At 63.9% G+C, this 16110-nt stretch carries 19 protein-coding genes; 10 read left to right on the forward strand and 9 right to left on the reverse strand.

Annotated elements, in window-relative coordinates; all coding sequences use genetic code 11:
• The first annotated feature begins 27 nt into the window (after window positions 1–27).
• The 8 genes from H5P29_RS02600 (at window position 28) to H5P29_RS02635 (ending at window position 5553) form a co-directional block, all read left to right on the forward strand.
• Window positions 28–816 carry a PhzF family phenazine biosynthesis protein gene (locus tag H5P29_RS02600; protein ID WP_154385760.1) on the forward strand — a complete coding sequence of 263 codons (789 nt, stop codon included), beginning with the start codon at window positions 28–30 and terminating at the stop codon, window positions 814–816.
• A gap of 160 nt (window positions 817–976) precedes the next feature.
• Window positions 977–1522, forward strand: coding sequence for a peroxiredoxin (locus H5P29_RS02605; protein ID WP_067955188.1), 546 nt, complete (start codon window positions 977–979; stop codon window positions 1520–1522).
• A gap of 197 nt (window positions 1523–1719) precedes the next feature.
• On the forward strand, window positions 1720–2307 hold the full coding sequence (locus tag H5P29_RS02610; RefSeq protein ID WP_067955190.1) for a hypothetical protein: 588 nt from the start codon (window positions 1720–1722) through the stop codon (window positions 2305–2307).
• 42 nt (window positions 2308–2349) lie between these two features.
• Window positions 2350–2949 (forward strand): urease accessory protein UreE, encoded by a 600-nt coding sequence (locus tag H5P29_RS02615; RefSeq protein ID WP_154385759.1) that lies wholly within the window; start codon window positions 2350–2352, stop codon window positions 2947–2949.
• On the forward strand, window positions 2888–3610 hold the full coding sequence (locus H5P29_RS02620) for an urease accessory protein UreF (protein WP_154385758.1): 723 nt from the start codon (window positions 2888–2890) through the stop codon (window positions 3608–3610). The genes H5P29_RS02615 and H5P29_RS02620 overlap by 62 nt, the downstream gene beginning before the upstream one ends.
• A complete protein-coding gene (locus tag H5P29_RS02625; protein WP_154385757.1) occupies window positions 3607–4047 on the forward strand; it encodes a DUF3995 domain-containing protein in 441 nt (146 codons plus the stop codon). Before H5P29_RS02620 ends, H5P29_RS02625 begins: the two co-directional genes overlap by 4 nt.
• Window positions 4044–4679, forward strand: a complete 636-nt coding sequence (ureG, locus tag H5P29_RS02630; protein ID WP_067955196.1) for an urease accessory protein UreG — start codon at window positions 4044–4046, stop codon at window positions 4677–4679. Before H5P29_RS02625 ends, ureG begins: the two co-directional genes overlap by 4 nt.
• A gap of 115 nt (window positions 4680–4794) precedes the next feature.
• Window positions 4795–5553: a class II aldolase and adducin N-terminal domain-containing protein gene (locus tag H5P29_RS02635; RefSeq protein WP_154385756.1), complete on the forward strand. Its 759-nt coding sequence runs from the start codon at window positions 4795–4797 to the stop codon at window positions 5551–5553.
• Between the two features lie 3 nt (window positions 5554–5556).
• Here the strand turns inward: H5P29_RS02635 and H5P29_RS02640 are convergent, their stop codons facing one another.
• Window positions 5557–6192, reverse strand: a complete 636-nt coding sequence (locus H5P29_RS02640) for an HAD family phosphatase (RefSeq protein WP_154385755.1) — start codon at window positions 6190–6192, stop codon at window positions 5557–5559.
• Window positions 6193–6288: 96 nt separating this feature from the next.
• Window positions 6289–6468 (reverse strand): hypothetical protein, encoded by a 180-nt coding sequence (locus H5P29_RS02645; protein ID WP_154385754.1) that lies wholly within the window; start codon window positions 6466–6468, stop codon window positions 6289–6291.
• Window positions 6469–6599: 131 nt separating this feature from the next.
• Between H5P29_RS02645 and H5P29_RS02650 the strand changes: the two genes are divergently transcribed.
• Window positions 6600–7502 (forward strand): LysR substrate-binding domain-containing protein, encoded by a 903-nt coding sequence (locus H5P29_RS02650; RefSeq protein WP_154385753.1) that lies wholly within the window; start codon window positions 6600–6602, stop codon window positions 7500–7502.
• A 177-nt stretch (window positions 7503–7679) separates the two neighbouring features.
• A complete protein-coding gene (locus H5P29_RS02655; protein WP_067955203.1) occupies window positions 7680–9083 on the forward strand; it encodes an MATE family efflux transporter in 1404 nt (467 codons plus the stop codon).
• Window positions 9084–9104: 21 nt separating this feature from the next.
• On the opposite strand, the gene asnB is transcribed toward H5P29_RS02655, so the two are convergent.
• The 7 genes from asnB to H5P29_RS02690 form a co-directional block, all read right to left on the reverse strand.
• Window positions 9105–10625: an asparagine synthase (glutamine-hydrolyzing) gene (asnB, locus tag H5P29_RS02660; protein ID WP_154385752.1), complete on the reverse strand. Its 1521-nt coding sequence runs from the start codon at window positions 10623–10625 to the stop codon at window positions 9105–9107.
• Window positions 10626–10775: 150 nt separating this feature from the next.
• On the reverse strand, window positions 10776–11573 hold the full coding sequence (locus H5P29_RS02665; RefSeq protein WP_185910376.1) for an ABC transporter permease: 798 nt from the start codon (window positions 11571–11573) through the stop codon (window positions 10776–10778).
• Window positions 11573–12427 (reverse strand): ABC transporter permease, encoded by an 855-nt coding sequence (locus H5P29_RS02670; RefSeq protein WP_154385751.1) that lies wholly within the window; start codon window positions 12425–12427, stop codon window positions 11573–11575. Before H5P29_RS02670 ends, H5P29_RS02665 begins: the two co-directional genes overlap by 1 nt.
• A complete protein-coding gene (locus H5P29_RS02675; protein ID WP_154385750.1) occupies window positions 12424–13461 on the reverse strand; it encodes an ABC transporter ATP-binding protein in 1038 nt (345 codons plus the stop codon). The genes H5P29_RS02670 and H5P29_RS02675 overlap by 4 nt, the downstream gene beginning before the upstream one ends.
• Before the next feature lie 179 nt (window positions 13462–13640).
• On the reverse strand, window positions 13641–14729 hold the full coding sequence (locus H5P29_RS02680) for a PotD/PotF family extracellular solute-binding protein (protein ID WP_154385749.1): 1089 nt from the start codon (window positions 14727–14729) through the stop codon (window positions 13641–13643).
• 66 nt (window positions 14730–14795) lie between these two features.
• Window positions 14796–15443, reverse strand: coding sequence for an amino acid ABC transporter permease (locus H5P29_RS02685; RefSeq protein WP_067955210.1), 648 nt, complete (start codon window positions 15441–15443; stop codon window positions 14796–14798).
• Window positions 15440–16108 (reverse strand): amino acid ABC transporter permease, encoded by a 669-nt coding sequence (locus H5P29_RS02690; RefSeq protein ID WP_067955212.1) that lies wholly within the window; start codon window positions 16106–16108, stop codon window positions 15440–15442. The genes H5P29_RS02685 and H5P29_RS02690 overlap by 4 nt, the downstream gene beginning before the upstream one ends.
• Between the last annotated feature and the right edge of the window lie 2 nt (window positions 16109–16110).

Genomic DNA, 16110 nt, shown 5'->3' on the forward strand with positions numbered 1-16110 from the left:
CTTCAGGCTTGCGATGAGGAGGCCGCGATGAAGCTCGAAATGATCCAGGTGGACGCCTTCACCGACAACGTTTTTTCGGGCAATTCGGCTGCCGTCGTGTTCCTCGCGGACTGGCTGCCCGACCAGGTGCTCCAGGGCATCGCCCTGGAGAACAACCTCGCCGAGACGGCGTTCCTCAAGCCAAGCCACGATGGCTGGGACATCCGCTGGTTCACGCCCACCGACGAGGTGCCGTTCTGCGGTCACGCCACGCTGGCCTCGGCCTGCGCGCTGCATTTGCGCAAGGGTGTCGAGCGCACCATGCGTTTCTCCACCCGCGAGGTCGGCGATCTTCTCGTCACACCGCAGGGCGACGGCTATCGCATGGACATCCCGCGCTTCGACCCCGACTTCGCCATATCAGGCGATGCGCTGGTCAACGGCCTGCGCGATGACCGCTGGGTGCAGTTGTTCCGCAACCGCGAGAACTACTTCGTCGAGCTGGCCTCCGAGGCTGCGCTGCTTGCCTACCGGCCCGACCTGCCGCGCATCGCCGAACTCGGATCGTTCGGCCTGTGCATCACAGCGCGCGGCAATGATTGCGACTTCGTCTCGCGCTACTTCGCCCCCGGCGCCGGCATTCCGGAGGATCCGGTTACCGGCTCGACGCATGCCACGCTTGCTCCCTACTGGGCTGCAAAACTCGGCAAAACGAGCCTTTCAGCACGCCAGCTGTCGTCCCGCGGCGGTGTGCTCGGCTGCGAAGTCGCGGCCGACCGGGTCTATCTGATCGGCCAGGCGGTGATCTATATGGACGCCACGATCCACCTTCCCTGACCGCGTCCGCCGCCGGGGAATCGCCCGCGACCTGATGCCACGTCGGTTGCGCTGGAACCGCCTCCGGCCAATTGGTATTGAGCCCGCGCTAGCTAAAAATTCGGCAGGATTCCCCGAGCCCAAGATCGGGGGTCCCGCTATCTTGGAAATGGAGTTTCAAATGATCGGCAAGAAAGTTCCGGCTGTCACCTTCCGCACGCGCGTGCGCGACGAGGCCGTCGGCGGCCCGAACCCCTTCCGTTGGGAAGACAAGTCCTCGGCCGACTATTTCGGCGGCAAACGCGTCGTGCTGTTCTCGCTGCCGGGCGCCTTCACGCCGACCTGCTCGACCTATCAGTTGCCCGACTTCGAGAAGCTGCATGGCGAATTCCAGGCCGAAGGCATCGACGAGATCTACTGCGTCTCGGTCAACGACGCCTTCGTCATGAACGCCTGGGGCAAGTCGCAGAACCTCGACAAGGTCAAGCTGATCCCCGATGGCTCAGGCGAGTTCACCCGCAAGATGGGCATGCTGGTCGCCAAGGACAATGTCGGCTTCGGCATGCGCTCCTGGCGCTACGCCGCCGTCATCAACAACGGCCGCATCGAAAAGTGGTTCGAGGAAGAAGGCTTCGCCGACAATTGCGACAGCGACCCCTATGGCGTCTCCTCGCCGCAGAACATTCTTGAAGCGCTGAAGAACGACGACGTCGCCGAAGCCGCATAAGCTTCGCCGTCCTCGCTTGATACAAACCCCGGCCGCGAAAGCGCGCCGGGGTTTTTTTGTGTCTCGCACACGGCGTGCTCACGGCAACGTCTATTGGCTGGACAGCTGATTCGGCGCACGATGCTCCCTCCAACCCTCGCCGTGAAAACTTTCCCGGAACCGACAATGTCCGCATTCGACCATCCCAGGAGCGTCCCATGACGCCCGATATCCCGGCCGAGGTCTTCCCGCATATCCGCATCGTCATGGGCATGATCATCGGCCTGGGCATGGCGCGGCTCCTGTCGGGCGTCGCCCGCATCGTCCAGCATCCCGACCAGTACAGGCTCTACCCGGTGCACCTCGCCTGGGTGGCGTCGCTGCTTCTGACGCTGGTGCATTTCTGGTGGTGGGAGTTCGGCCTTTACGCCATCGACAGCTGGACCTTCGGCACCTACCTGTTCATCCTCGGCTACGCCATCGCGCTGTTCCTGCTGTGCGCGCTGCTCTTCCCCGACTCAATGCAGGACTACAAAAGCTACGAGGATTTCTTCTATTCGCGCCGCGCCTGGTTTTTCGGGCTGCTGGCGCTGACTTATCTACTCGACGTCATCGACACGCTGGTCAAGGGCGAGGCGCATTTCGCCCATTTCGGTGGCGAGTACCTGATCCGCACGCCGATCCTGGTGGCACTTTGCCTCATCGCCATCGCCACAGCGAGCAGGCGATATCATCTGGCTTTCGTGACAGCCACTTTGCTGTATCAGATATCGTGGATCTGGCGGCTGTTCGACACCATCGTCTGAACGACCGGCGCTCAACCATCACGCCACAGGAACAAACGCCTCATGCTGCGCGCAACCAAGATCACCCATGCCGATGCCGCCACCGGCGCGCAGCCCTTCGACGTCGCCGTCCTCGCCCATGACGAGCGCCACATCAGGCGCCGCGCCATCGGGCTGTCTCAGGGCGAACGCGTGCTTGTCGACCTGCCCGAGCCGATCGTTCTCGAAACCGGCGACCTCCTGCTGCTGGAAGACGGCCGCACGGCAGGCATCGTCGCCGCCGAGGAGGAGCTCTACGACATCCGCGCCCGCGACGCCGCCCACCTGACGCAGCTCGCCTGGCACATCGGCAACCGCCATCTCGCCGCTGCCATATCGGCTGATCGCATCCTCATCCTGCGCGATCATGTCATCAAGACGATGTTGGAGGGTCTGGGTGCCGAGGTGATCGACATCGTGGCCCCCTTCGAGCCTGTGCGCGGCGCCTATTCCGGCCATGGCAACGATCACAGCCACGCGCATGATCATGGTCATTCCCACGGTCACGCCCATCATCACGAACGAAGCCACAATCATGGTCATGACCACCCCGAGCATGATCATGAGCACGACCATGCTCATCACCACGACCATGGCGGCCACCATCATCACCACCATGACTGAGCGCGGCAATGCCTCGCTGTTGCGGCTGATGGCCTGGCTGTCGCCGACCTTCCCGGTCGGCGGATTTTCCTACAGCCACGGCCTCGAACGGGCCGCACATGATAATCTGATCGGCAGCCGCGACGACCTCGCAGCATGGCTGACTGCGCTCGCCGAGATCGGCTCGGGCTGGAACGACGCGGTGCTGTTCGCAGAAAGCTGGCGCCGCGCCGCTGCCGACGGCGACCTGCGCGAGGTGGCGGAACTCGCCGAAGCATTGGCCGGCTCGCGCGAGCGCCACATGGAATCGATGCTGCAGGGCGAGGCCTTCCTCAGCGCCGCCGCTGCTTGGCCGCATCCTGTCGTCGCGCGGCTTCCGGCCGAGTGCCCCTATTGCGTCGCCGTCGGCGCCGTCACCGGCGCCCATGGCATAACGCTGGAAGATGCGCTGGCCGCCTGGCTGCAGGCTTTCTCCACCAACCTCGTTCAGGCGGCAATCCGGCTAAGCGTCATTGGCCAGACGGCTGCAACCAGCATCATTGCCGGCTTCGAGCCTGTGGCGCTCCGTGTGGGCGCACGTGCGGCAGTATCGACCCTCGACGATCTGGGGTCCGCTGCCCTAACCTCCGACATCATGGCGATGCGCCACGAGACCCAACATTCGAGACTGTTCCGCTCATGATCGTTCTCGCCTTCGCCCTGGCCTTCGTGCTCTATCTGATCGCCGCAATCCACGCCTATTGGGGCCTCGGCGGCGTCTGGCCCGGTACGGACCAGGCCTCCTGCGCCCGCGCTGTCGTCGGGGCTCGCGGCATCAGGACCATGCCCACGCCCTTTGCCTGCTTCGCCGTCACCGCTTGTCTCATCGTGGTGACGCTGTGGCCGCTGGCGCTTGTCGGTGTCTTCGCCACGCCCTTTCCCAAGCCTGGCCTGGCAGCGTCGGCGCTGATGGTCGCGCTGGTGTTTATCGGCCGTGGCATTGCCGGCTTCACGCCGGCATGGCGCAGGCTCTCGCCCGAGATGCCGTTCGCTCGGCTCGACAGGCAGTATTATTCGCCACTGTGCCTCGTCATCGGCACGGGTTTCGTCATCCTCGCCTTCAACGGATTCCAGTCATGACCTCGAAAAACGGCCCGCTTCGTATCGGCATCGGCGGCCCGGTCGGCTCGGGTAAGACGACGCTGACCGAGAAGCTGTGCAAGGCGCTGCGCGACGAGTTTTCCATCGCGGTCGTCACCAACGACATCTACACCAAGGAAGACGCACTGCTGCTCGCCCGCCTGCAGGCGCTGCCTGAAGAGCGCATCATGGGCGTGGAGACGGGCGGCTGCCCGCACACGGCCATCCGCGAGGACGCCTCGATCAATCTGCAGGCGATCGCTGAGATGAACAGGAAATTCCCCGACCTTGACATCGTCTTCATCGAATCCGGCGGCGACAATCTGGCCGCGACCTTCTCGCCCGACCTCGCCGACATCACGCTTTACGTCATCTCGGTCTGCCAGGGCGAAGAGATCCCGCGCAAGGGCGGCCCCGGCATCACCCGTTCCGACTTCCTGGTCATCAACAAGAGCGACCTTGCGCCTTATGTGAACGTCAATCTCGAGGTCATGGAAGGCGACGCCGCCCGCCAGCGCGGCAAGCGTCCGTTCGGCTTCACCGATCTGTCGCGCGGCAAGGGGCTGGAAGCGGTCATCGACTTCATCGTCGAGAATGGCGGGCTGAGGCTGGACCAGCTGAAATCAGCATGAGCCGATGTTGCCGCGCCAGTCATGACGCGGCATTCTTCCTGCCACCGCATCGCTCCGAAGCCGGCAACGACCTTGCGAAGGTACGATACGCCAGCAAATTGCGAGGGAGGAACAAATGCCCGTCACCCAGCTCAAGCAGACCAATCTGCCGTTCTACGAAGAGCGCGTCGACCTCGCCTGCGCCTTCCGCTGGACGGCGCGACTCAATATGCACGAAGCTGTGGCCAACCATTTCTCGCTTGCCGTCAACGACGAGGGCTCGAAGTTCCTGATGAACCCCAACCAGGTGCATTTCTCGCGCATCAAGGCGAGCGACCTGCTGTTGATCGACGCCAACGACCCCCAGACGATGTCAGGCCCCAACGCGCCCGACCCGACCGCATGGGGCCTGCATGGCGCGGTCCATCGCAACTGCGCGCACGCGCGCTGCGTCATGCATGTCCATTCGATCCACGCCACCGTGCTGGCCTCGCTTGCCGATTCCACCTTGCCGCCGATCGACCAGAACACCGCGATCTTCTTCCGCCGCCATGTCATCGATGGCCATTATGGCGGGCTCGCCTTCGAGGAAGAAGGCGAACGCTGCTCGCAGTTGCTGGCCGACCCCAAGATCAAGGTGATGATCATGGGCAATCACGGCGTCATGGTCATCGGCGACAGCGTCGCCGATACCTTCAACCGGCTCTATTATTTCGAGCGCGCCTGCGAAACTTACATCAAGGCGCTGTGGACCGGCCGGCCGCTGCGCACGCTATCCGACGAGATCGCCGAAAAGGCCGCGCTCGAGCAGGAAGACTATCCCGGCCAGGCCGAGCGCCACCTCGCCGAGCTCAAGGCGATCCTCGACGAGCAGGAGCCGATGTACCGGAACTAGTAGCTAGTCCAGCCCAAGCAGCGCCCTGACCTCTTCAGCGCTATGCGCCACCAAGGCGCCAGCCGGGCCATCGATCTTGTCCTGCGGCCAGAAGATGGTGCGCATGCCGGCGGCAACGCCGGCCATGGCGCCGGTGACGCTGTCTTCCATGACAGCCGTGTCGGCCAGGTCGATGCCGGTGAGGTAGGCAGCGCGCAGATAGGGTTCGGGATCGGGCTTGCCGAGACGCACGTCGTTGCGGCTGATCGTCTTCATCGTCGGCTCGTGCACGCCGACGGCCTGCAAATTGGCCTCGACCACTAAGCGGTCTGAATTGGAGACGATCGCCTGGACCACACCCCTTGCCTTCAGATCGCGAAAAATCTCCATCGCGCCCTCGCGCGGAAGCAGGTCCGGCGCGCGGCCCAGATAGTGATCGTATTTGAGGGCAATCCAGTCGTCGAAGTCTAGGGCGAGGCCGAACTGGTCGCGCAGCACCTCATAGACCGGCCGCGCCGCCTGGCCGACGACACGCGCGTGCAGGTCGGCCGGCGGCTCGATGCCGACGCTGCGCAGCGCCGAAACAAGCGATTCCTCGTGCAGCGGCTCGCTGTCGATCAGCGTGCCGTCCATGTCCCAATACACTGCCTTCGGCGTCATATGACCGGTCCCTGTTCACCCCATTGCTCATAGGAGCTTTGGCGGCGGAAATGAACCGTTGATATGACAGCGGGGAACACATGCGCGTGCGGAGGCTCAAACCCGCCGGCCGCAAGGGTCCTTGCCGTCGATGTAGCCGACGTCGCGCTGGAGGTGGTCCGGCAGGTCACGGAAGTCCAGCACGCGTTTTCTCGAACGCAGCCCGAAGGCTGCAGCCAGACGTGAGGTCCAGCCGATCTGCTCGCAATGGAAAAGGCTTGCCTGTGCCGTGGCCATGATCGTCATCCTTTAGAGATGCTTGAAATTTGCTGATGTCTTGACCTAGATATTGGTCTGGAATGATTGACTTTTCCAATTGAACGTCGATCACAACCCATTAAATGGCCTTATGTATGGGAGTGCGGGAAATGCCGCTTCAGCTGCCGCCTTTGACCGCGATCAGGGTGTTCGAAGCCGCTGCCCGCCAGGGCAGTTTCACCAAGGCCGCGGCCGAGCTCGGCATGACCCAGGCCGCCGTCAGCTACCAGATCAAGCTGCTCGAGGAGCGCGTCGGCGCACCGCTGTTCCTGCGCAAACCGCGCCAGGTGGTGCTGACCGAGGTCGGCAGCCGCATGGTGCCTATGGTGACAGAGGCATTTGGGCTGTTGAGCGAGGCCTATCAGGTGGCGCGCGCCGGCTCCGGCGGCACGCTCGGCATTTCGACGGTCCACACCTTCGCGTCGAACTGGCTGGCCCCCCGCATCGGCTCGTTCCAGCTGCGCCACCCCAACATCGCCGTCCGCCTCGACACCTCGAGCTACCTCGTCGATTTCTCGCGCGAGGAGATGGATATCGGCATCCGCTCCGGCTCAGGCAAATGGCCCGGGCTTGCCACCCATTTTTTGCTGCGCTCGCAATTTTCGCCCATGCTCAGCCCGCGCCTTGCCGAAAGCATCGGCGGGATCAAGGAGCCGGCTGACCTGCTCAAGCTCAGGATCCTCAACCCCGCCGACATCTGGTGGAAGGACTGGTTCGCAAAGGCCAATGTGCCGGCGGACGCACTCGACAGGATGCCCGATACCAGCCTGGGTTCGCAGGCCGCCGAGGCCAATGCCGCCATAGCCGGCCAGGGCGTGACGGTCCTGACCACGGCGCTGTTCACCGCGGAACTGGCCGAGGGCCGGCTGATCCAGCCGTTCGAACTCACTGCCCATGGCGGCGACTACTGGCTGGTCTATCCCGAGGGACGCCGCAACGTGCCCAAGATCCGGGCTTTCCGCGAATGGATCATGGCCGAGCTCAATTGCCCGACGGATGCGACAGGCGACTGACAGCACAGCCTGCCCACCTCTGCTGGCATAATCCTTGGTCTTGGTGACAGCTTGCCACAACTGGCACTTTCGGTCACAAACGGCGCCACGACGCGCCAAAAGGGCGGATTCCGTCGTCAAAACTCGCGATATCGACGCCAAATGAGCCGCGATATCGCCACCGAAAGACGAAAAACCATGTCTGCGATCGCAACCGGCGCGCAATCACCGGCCACTCCTTGGCGCGACGAACTTCGCGCCATGCTGGCGCTTGCCTGGCCGATGATCCTCACCAATCTCGCCCAGACGGCGATGACGGCGACCGACGTGATGATCCTCGGCCGGCTGGGTCCCGATGCGCTGGCCGCCGGCGCACTCGGCTCCAACCTCTATTTCGCACCACTGATCTTCGGCCTCGGCCTGATGTATGCGACCTCGCCGATGATGGCGGCCGAGCTTGGCCGCAAGCGCCATTCGGTGCGCGACGTCCGCCGCACCGTGCGCCAGGGCCTGTGGATCGCCGTGCTCATCTCGATCCCGATCTGGGCCCTGTTGTGGTACGCCGAGGAGATACTTCTGGCGATGGGCCAGGAGCCCAAACTCGCCGAGCAGGCCGGTATCTACGTCCATCACCTGCAATGGGCGGCCTTGCCGTTCTTCGGCTACATCGTGCTGCGCTCGTTCATCTCGGCGCTGGAGCGGCCCGGCTGGGCGCTGGTCATCATGGCGATCGCGGTGGCGGCCAACGCGCTCGGCAACTGGCTTCTGGTGTTCGGCAAATGGGGCTTCCCCGAGATGGGCATCGCCGGCTCCGGCCTTGCCACCAGCATCGCCAGCGGCATGATGTTCGTCGGCATGGCGGCCGTCGTCATGATGGAGAAGAAGTTCCGCCGCTACCACCTGTTCGGTCGCTTCTGGCGCGCCGACTGGCCGCGCTTCAGGGCGCTGCTCAAACTCGGCTTGCCGATCTCCGGCATCCTTGCCTTCGAGGTGACTATCTTCAACGCCGCGGCATTCCTGATGGGGCTTATCAGCTCGTCCTCGCTCGCAGCACACGCCATCGCGCTGCAGATCTGCTCGGTCACCTTCATGATCCCGCTCGGTCTCGGCCAGGCCGTCACTGTGCGCGTCGGGCTGGCTTACGGCGCCAGGGACCGCGACGGCATCACGCGTGCCGGCTGGACGGCCTATGTGCTTGGCGTCGGCTTCATGGCTCTGATGGCGCTGGTGATGGTGTTCTGGCCGCATTTGCTGATCTCGGCCTTCATCGACGTCGGCGACCCGGCCAACGCGCAGGTGGTCGGCCTCGCGGTCAGCTTCCTGGTCTTCGCGGCCCTGTTCCAGGTCGTCGACGGCGCCCAGGCGGTATCGGCAGGCCAACTGCGCGGGCTGCAGGATACGAAGGTGCCGATGATCCTCGCTGCGATCGGCTATTGGGGCATCGGCCTGCCGCTTGGCGTGCTGCTTGCCTTCCACTTCGGCTTCGAGGGCCGCGGCATTTGGATCGGCCTGTTCTCCGGCCTCGCCGTGGTGTCGGTGCTGCTGTTATGGCGCTGGCTCCGGCGCGACCATCTCGGCCTGATGCACAAGCCGGTGATCTGACGGGCGCTTCGCAGCACCCGTCTAGGCAACCGCCACCGACACCCGGTTGGCGACCCATTTGCCGGCCGCATTGATGATGCGATCGGGATCGCTGTAGCTCTGCCGCAGAAGGCTCTCATAGACCGCGCCCTCGGCGGCGCGGTCGAGCGGCGTGGCCGAGCCGGTCATTGCCTGCAGTGCCTCGCCAAGTGCCGTCACAGCTCCCGACCCCTCGTCGAACTGCGCCTTCTTGCGCCAGACGAGATCATGCGGCAGCAAGTCGGCGCAGGCCTTGCGCAGGATCCATTTCTCCGTCGTCGGTCCGGTGCTTTCGGGTGAAGCCGGATCGGTGCGCCTGAGCTTCAGCGTCGCCGGAATGCTCTGGGCGAAATCGATCAGCTCGCGGTCGAGGAACGGCGTGCGCGCCTCCAGGCTCTCGGCCATGGTGACGCGGTCGACGCGCTGCAGATTGATGTTGTGCATCGTGCCCAGCGAGCGCGTCAGCTCGTCTGCCAGCTCGCGCGGCCGGTCGATATAGGCGTGGTGATAGCTATAGCCGGCAAACAGCTCGTCGGCGCCTTCGCCCGTCAGCACCGCCTTGACGTGCCGCCGCGCCAGCCTGGCGGCGAAATGCGTCGGCACCGCCGAACGCACCAGGTCGATATCAGCACTTTCGAGATGATAGATGACATGCGGCAGCACGTCGGCAACCTCTTCCGGCGTAAACGCATGCTCGAAATGCTCGGTGCCGAGATAGCCGGCGACCCGCCGCGCCGCGATCAGATCGGGGCTGCCGGCGAGGCCGACGGAAAATGTCTTCAGCCGCTTCGGCGACTGCCTTGCGGCGATTGCCGCGATGATCGAGCTGTCCAGCCCGCCCGACAGGAACGACCCGACCTCGACGTCGGCGACCATCCACTTGGCGACCGCCTCTTCCAGCACCAGCCTGAGCTCGCGCCAGGTCAGCTCCTCGTCGATACCGGGCTCCGGGTCGGCCGCACCTTGCGGTATGCGGTACCAGCGCCGCATGCCGGCCTGGCTGTCGAACATGACGCCAGGTTCGAGCGCTTCGATCTTTGCGACATCTACGCCGTCGAAGGCCTTGAGCTCGGATGCAAACGCCAGCCCCTCGCCGATATGGGCGACATAGAGCGGCTTGATGCCGAGCGGGTCGCGCGCGGCAATGATGCGATCCGGGGTCGCCAGCACGAAGGCGAACATGCCGTCCAGCCGCGACACCCAGCGCAGCGCGTTCTTGCGGAAAAGATGCAGCACGGTCTCGCTGTCGCTGCGGGTCTGGAAGGCGCTCTCGCCGAGGATCGCCCTGAGATCGCTATGATTGTAGATCTCGCCGTTGACGACCAGGATGTCGTCGCCCTGGTAGATCGGCTGGGCCCCGTTGTCGGGGCCGATAATGGCCAACCGGGCGTGCGCCATGACCACCGGGATGTTCCTTGGCCGCAGCACCTCCAGTGCGTCCGGCCCGCGGTGCTCCATCTTGCGGATCATCCGCGAGGCCAGTTCCTCGTCATCGAGGTTCCAGAGGCACACAAATCCGCACATGGCGCTTCGCTCCCGCATGGCCGCCGGGGGTTTTGGTCGGCATGATTGCGATGCTAGGAGCGGCAGCCACCGGGCGCGACAACCGGGTGGCTGACAATTGTCACTCAGGCGACACCGTTCGAAGGTGCCGCCCGACTTGTCGCAGGCGCGTCAGGTCTCCGAGGACATCGCACCCAAGAGCCGCCTGATGTCACCGAATTTGGCGATCAGGCCGAACACCAGCGCCGCCACCGCGACGAAGAACACCGACACCGAGGCCATGGTCGGCGTATAGCCGTAACGCAGGGCATTGAAGATCTTGATCGGCAGTGTTTCCAGCGTGAAGCCGATGGTCATGTAGGCGACGATGTACTCGTTGAGCGACAGCACGAAGGCGAAGGCATAGCCCGAGACGAGATAAGGGCGGATCAGCGGCAGCACCACCGTCTTCAGCACCGTGCGGTCGTCGGCGCCCATCGTCGCCGCTGCCTCGACCAGCGAACGATCGATGGAGGCGAAGCCGAGCGACAGCGTCACCAGCGGCAGGGTGACGAAGAAGATCGCGTGGCTGATGACAGCCGTCCAAGGTTGGCCGTAGAAGCCTGACGTCGCCCAGAAGGTGAGCATGCCGAGTGCGGTGATGACAGGCGGCAGTATGAACGGGGCCAGCCCGAGGATCTGGAACACGTTGGCCCATGGCGCTATGCGCCGCCACAGGAACCATGCCAGCGGAAGCGCTATGGCGACAGCGAGAGCCGCCGCAGTGACCGCCAGCGACAGCGAGGCAAACAGCGCCTTGCGCCATTCCGGATCGACAAAGATCTGTGCGTACCAGGCCAATGAAAAGCCTTTCGGCGGAAAGGCCAGGTCCTGCTTTTCGTTGACCGAGACGCCGGCAACGACGATCAACGGGGCCGCCAGGAACAGGGCAACGGCGACGAAATAGAGCCGGCGAAGGAAAGTCTGTATCACAGCGCGTTCTCCCTGCGTCCGACCAGCAGCGTCAAGCCGACAAGCGCCAGCGACATCAGCACCAAAAACACCGCCATCGCCGCGGCAAACGGCATGTTGGACTGGTAGATGGCCTGGTCGGTGATCAGCACCGACAGTGTCCAGTGCGACGGCCGGCCGAGGATCTGCGGCAACAGATAGGAGCCGAGCGCGAAGACGAAGACCATGATCAGTGTGGCGACGATGGTGTTGCGCAACGCCGGCACCACGACGTTCATGAACGCCCTGACCGGCGAGGCGCCGAGTGTCCGCGCCGCCTCCAGCAGCGTCGGGTCAAGCCGCACCAAGGCGGGATAGAGCACCAGGATCGTATAAGGCAGCGCCTGGTAGACCATACCGGTCAGCACCGCCCAGAAGCTCGGCGTCAGCGCCACCGGCTCCTTCATCAAGCCGATCGCCACAAACAGATTGGTGATGCCGGCGGTTCGTGTAAACAGCGTCGACCAGGCAAAGCCGATGATGACTTCCGACAGCGACAGCACCGACAGCAGGCAGACCAGCCAGATCGTCTGCACCTTTCGCGGCCGCTTGGTGAGCAGATAGGTGAAGGGAAAGGCTATGACCACGCAGCAGATCGCCACCATCACCGCCAGCACCAAGGAAAAGCCCAGCACCTTGCCGAAGAACAGACTGAGGAAACGGGCATAGTTGGAGAAGACGAAATCCGGCGTATAGAAGCCGGAGGGATCGCGCTGGAAGAAGCTGACGGCGATCATCGTCGAGAACGGCACGACGAAAAAGACGATCAGCATCAGCCCGGGAAAGAACAGCGGGCTGTAATCGGCAAGCGATTTCGGCGCCTCGCGTTTCATGATTTCAGCACCACGCAAGACTGCGCCGGCAATGTCACGCCGACCTGCTGGCCGGCCTTGACGTCGGGCCGCTCGCGTGGCGTCGCCACTGCGATGATTGTCTTGCCGCCTGTTTCAACGAAGGTCTCGATGGTGCCGCCGAGATCGCGGACGAAGGTCACCGTGCCTGATATGGCGTCGCCGCCGACGGAGCCGAGATGAACGTCCTCGGGGCGGATCGATACCGAGGCTTTGGTCAGGCCTTCAGGTATCGTGAGGCCTGCAATGGCCTGGCCGAGCACCGAGACCCGGCCGGCGCGATCAACTTCCGCGTCGAGCAGGTTGGTCATGCCGATAAAGTCGGCGACGAAGGCATCGGCCGGCTTGCGGTAGATATCGATCGGCGGTGCGGCCTGCAGGATCTTGCCGTTGCCCATGACGACGACGAGGTCGGCCATGGTCATCGCCTCGCGCTGGTCGTGGGTGACGACGAAGGTGGTGATGCCCAAGCGCTGCTGCAGCTGGCGCAATTCGACCTGCATCGCCTCGCGCAGCTTGGCATCGAGCGCCGACAGCGGCTCGTCGAGGAGGAACAGCTTCGGCGACAGTGCCAGCGCGCGGGCAATGGCAACACGCTGGCGCTGGCCACCCGACAGCTTGGCGACTGGACGGTCGGCGAAACCGGGCAGATGAATGAGCTTCAACAGCTCGTCGGAGCGCTTCTTCTGCTCTTCGCGTGACGCCCCGCGAATGCGCAAGGGATAAGCGATGTTGTCGCCGACGGTCAGATGCGGAAACAACGCCAGCGACTGGAACACCATGCCGAGATTGCGCTTGTGCGTCGGCACCGGTGTGATGTCGGTTCCGTCGAGCAGGATCGCGCCGCTCGAGGGGTCCTCGAGGCCGGCGATCATGCGCAGAAGCGTTGTCTTGCCGCAGCCGGACGGGCCGAGCAGGCAGACGAACTTGCCATGCGGCACCGACAGGTTGGCCGTATCGACAGCGGTGAAGTTGCCGAATGACTTGGTGATGTCCTTAAGCACGAGTCCGGACATGAGGGGGCCTTGAAATGTTGGAGCGGCGTTGCGGAAACCGTTGCTTCTCCCCGTTCACGGGGGAGAAGATGCCGGCAGACAGATGAGGGGCGGTGCGAGCCTTGCCGCGCCGGCTCTGCCCCTCATCCTGCCCTGCGGGCCACCTTCTCCCCGCGAGCGGGGAGAAGGAAAAAGGCAGATCAGCCGACGATCAGTTCGGTCCACTTCTGGTTAATCCAGTCGGCCTTGGTGGTGTAGAGATCGTAGCGCGGGATGATCGGCGGGATGTCGGACGACACGCCGGCGAACTGTTCCGCCGTCAGGTCGGTCAGCTCGCGCTTGACCGTCGGTGCGGTGCCGACCTTGCGCGACATCAGCGCCTGTACCGCCGGCTGGCACATATGGTCGATGAAGGCATGCGCCTCTTCTGTCTTCTTCGAGGCGCGCGACAGCACCCACGAGCCGGAATCCTGGATGCCGCCTTCCTTGGGAAAGGTCGAGCGCACGGGCTGGCCCTCGGCGGCGGCGAGGCCGGTGACGTCGTGGTAATACTGCCCCATCGGAATCTCGCCCGACTTCAGCGCCTGTTCGAACTGCGCCTCGTCGCGATACCACAGGCGGACATTCGGCTTGACCTCGGCGAGCTTCTCCAGCGCCTTCTGGATGCCTTCCTCGGTGTCGAGCGCCTTGGTGCCGCCCATGAAAGTGGTCGCCGTCACCTCGAGCAGGAAGGAGTTGGAGGCGAGCGCCAGCAGGCCGAGCTTGTCGGCATTGGCCGGATCCCAGAACGCAGCCCAGCTGTCGGGCGCGGTCGGGAAGACGTTGGTGTTGGTGACCAGCGTGATGTACCAGGCAACAGCACCGATGCCGGCGACGCGTCCATCAGGATATTTGTTGATGAAATGCTCGATCAGGTTCGAGCTGTTCTTGATCTTGGCGAGGTCGAGCGGTGCCCACAGCTCGGTCGACTGGCCCTTGAGCATCGAAGTCTGCGACATCATCGACAGGTCGGCCGGCGCCTGGCCTGCCTTGGCCGCCTGCTCCAGCTGCACCAGCCAGGCTTCGCCGGTCGGCTCGGCGACGGATTCGACCGCGATGCCGGTCGCCTTGGTGAATTCGGGGAAGATGTGCTCGTCGAACGACTTCTTGAAGTAGCCGCCATAGACGCCGATCTTGATCGACTTGTCCTGGGCTTTGAGGATCGACGGCATCGCCAGAAGGCTTGCCGAAGCGACGCCCGCGCCCAGCACGGCGCGCCGGCTGATCGGATGGTTCAGGATCTTGGTCATCTCAGTTCTCCTCATTTGGCGCTGGCTTTGTGCCAGCTGTTCCCTGTCGTTATTGTGATGGGCGGTTCAGTGTGCTGCGGCACGGGCCTCCAATGAACGGGCATACTGGGTCAGGGGGTAGCACAGCACGAAGAAGATCAGCGCCACCAGCCCATAGACGGTGAAGGGTTCGAACGTCGCGTTGTTGATGGCGTTCGAGGTCCGGAGCAGTTCCTCAAAGCCGATGATCGAGGTCAGTGCAGTTGCCTTGATCAGCTGGACGAGGAAACCGACAACCGGGGCCCGGGTGATGGCGAAGGCCTGCGGCAGGATGATCAGGCGCAGTTCCTGCAGGTAGTGCAGGCCGAGGCTGGCGCCGGCATCCCACTGGCCGCGCGGCAAGGCATCGACGCCGCTGCGCCAGATTTCGGCGAGATAGGCGCTGGCAAAGAAGGTCAGGCCGAGCACCGCCGCCGTCCATGGCTCGATCCGGAAGCCCAGCATCGGCAGGCCGAAGAACATCAGGAACAGCTGCATCAGCAAGGGCGTACCCTGGAACAAGGCGATATAGCCGCTGGCGAAGCGCCGTGCCCATTTGGCCTTGGAGATGCGCAACAACAGGATGGCGACGCCGACAATGCCGCCGCCGGCGAACGCCGCGATCGACAGCAACACGGTCCACCGTGTGGCGAAGATCAGGTTGCGCGCAATGTCCCAGAAGGTGAACTCGATCATGATACACCTGCCGAAAGCGTGCGGCGCCCTATGCCGACGAGCAGGCGGCGCAACAAGATCGACAAGCCGAGATAGATCATCGCCACGACGAAATAGGTTTCGAAGGGACGGAATGTCCGCGCCTGCAGCATGTCGGCCTCGTAGGTGAGTTCACTCACTGCGATCTGCGACACGACCGAAGACTCGAGCATCATGATCACGATCTGGCTCGTCAGCGCGGGGAAGATGACCTTCAGTGCCTGCGGCAACACGATCTTGACGAAGACCTGGCGTGGCCGCAAGCCCAAAGCAGCGGCCGCCTCGCGCTGGCCCCTCGGCACCGCGTCGAGGCCGGCGCCGACGATCTCGGTGGTGTAGGCTGCCATGTTGAGCGTCATCGCCAGGATGGCGGCGACGATCGGGTCGAGCCGTATGCCGAGGCTGGGCAGGCCGAAGAAGATGAAGAACAGCTGTACCAGGAACGGCGTGTTCCTGATCACCTCGACATAGCAGGTGATGGCCCGCTGGAGCCATTTCGGCCCGTTGCGACGACCGGCGGCGGCAGCGATGGAAATGACTGTGCCGGCGATCGTCGTCACGACGATCAGCAACACCGTCATGGCGGCGCCGCGGGCGATCGCGCCCACGGCCCCTTCAAGCCAGCCGAAGTCGAGGCTGTAGCTCACGG

Origin of the sequence: Aminobacter sp. MDW-2, from assembly GCF_014250155.1 — a bacterium.
GTDB classification, from domain to species: Bacteria; Pseudomonadota; Alphaproteobacteria; order Rhizobiales; family Rhizobiaceae; genus Aminobacter; species Aminobacter ciceronei.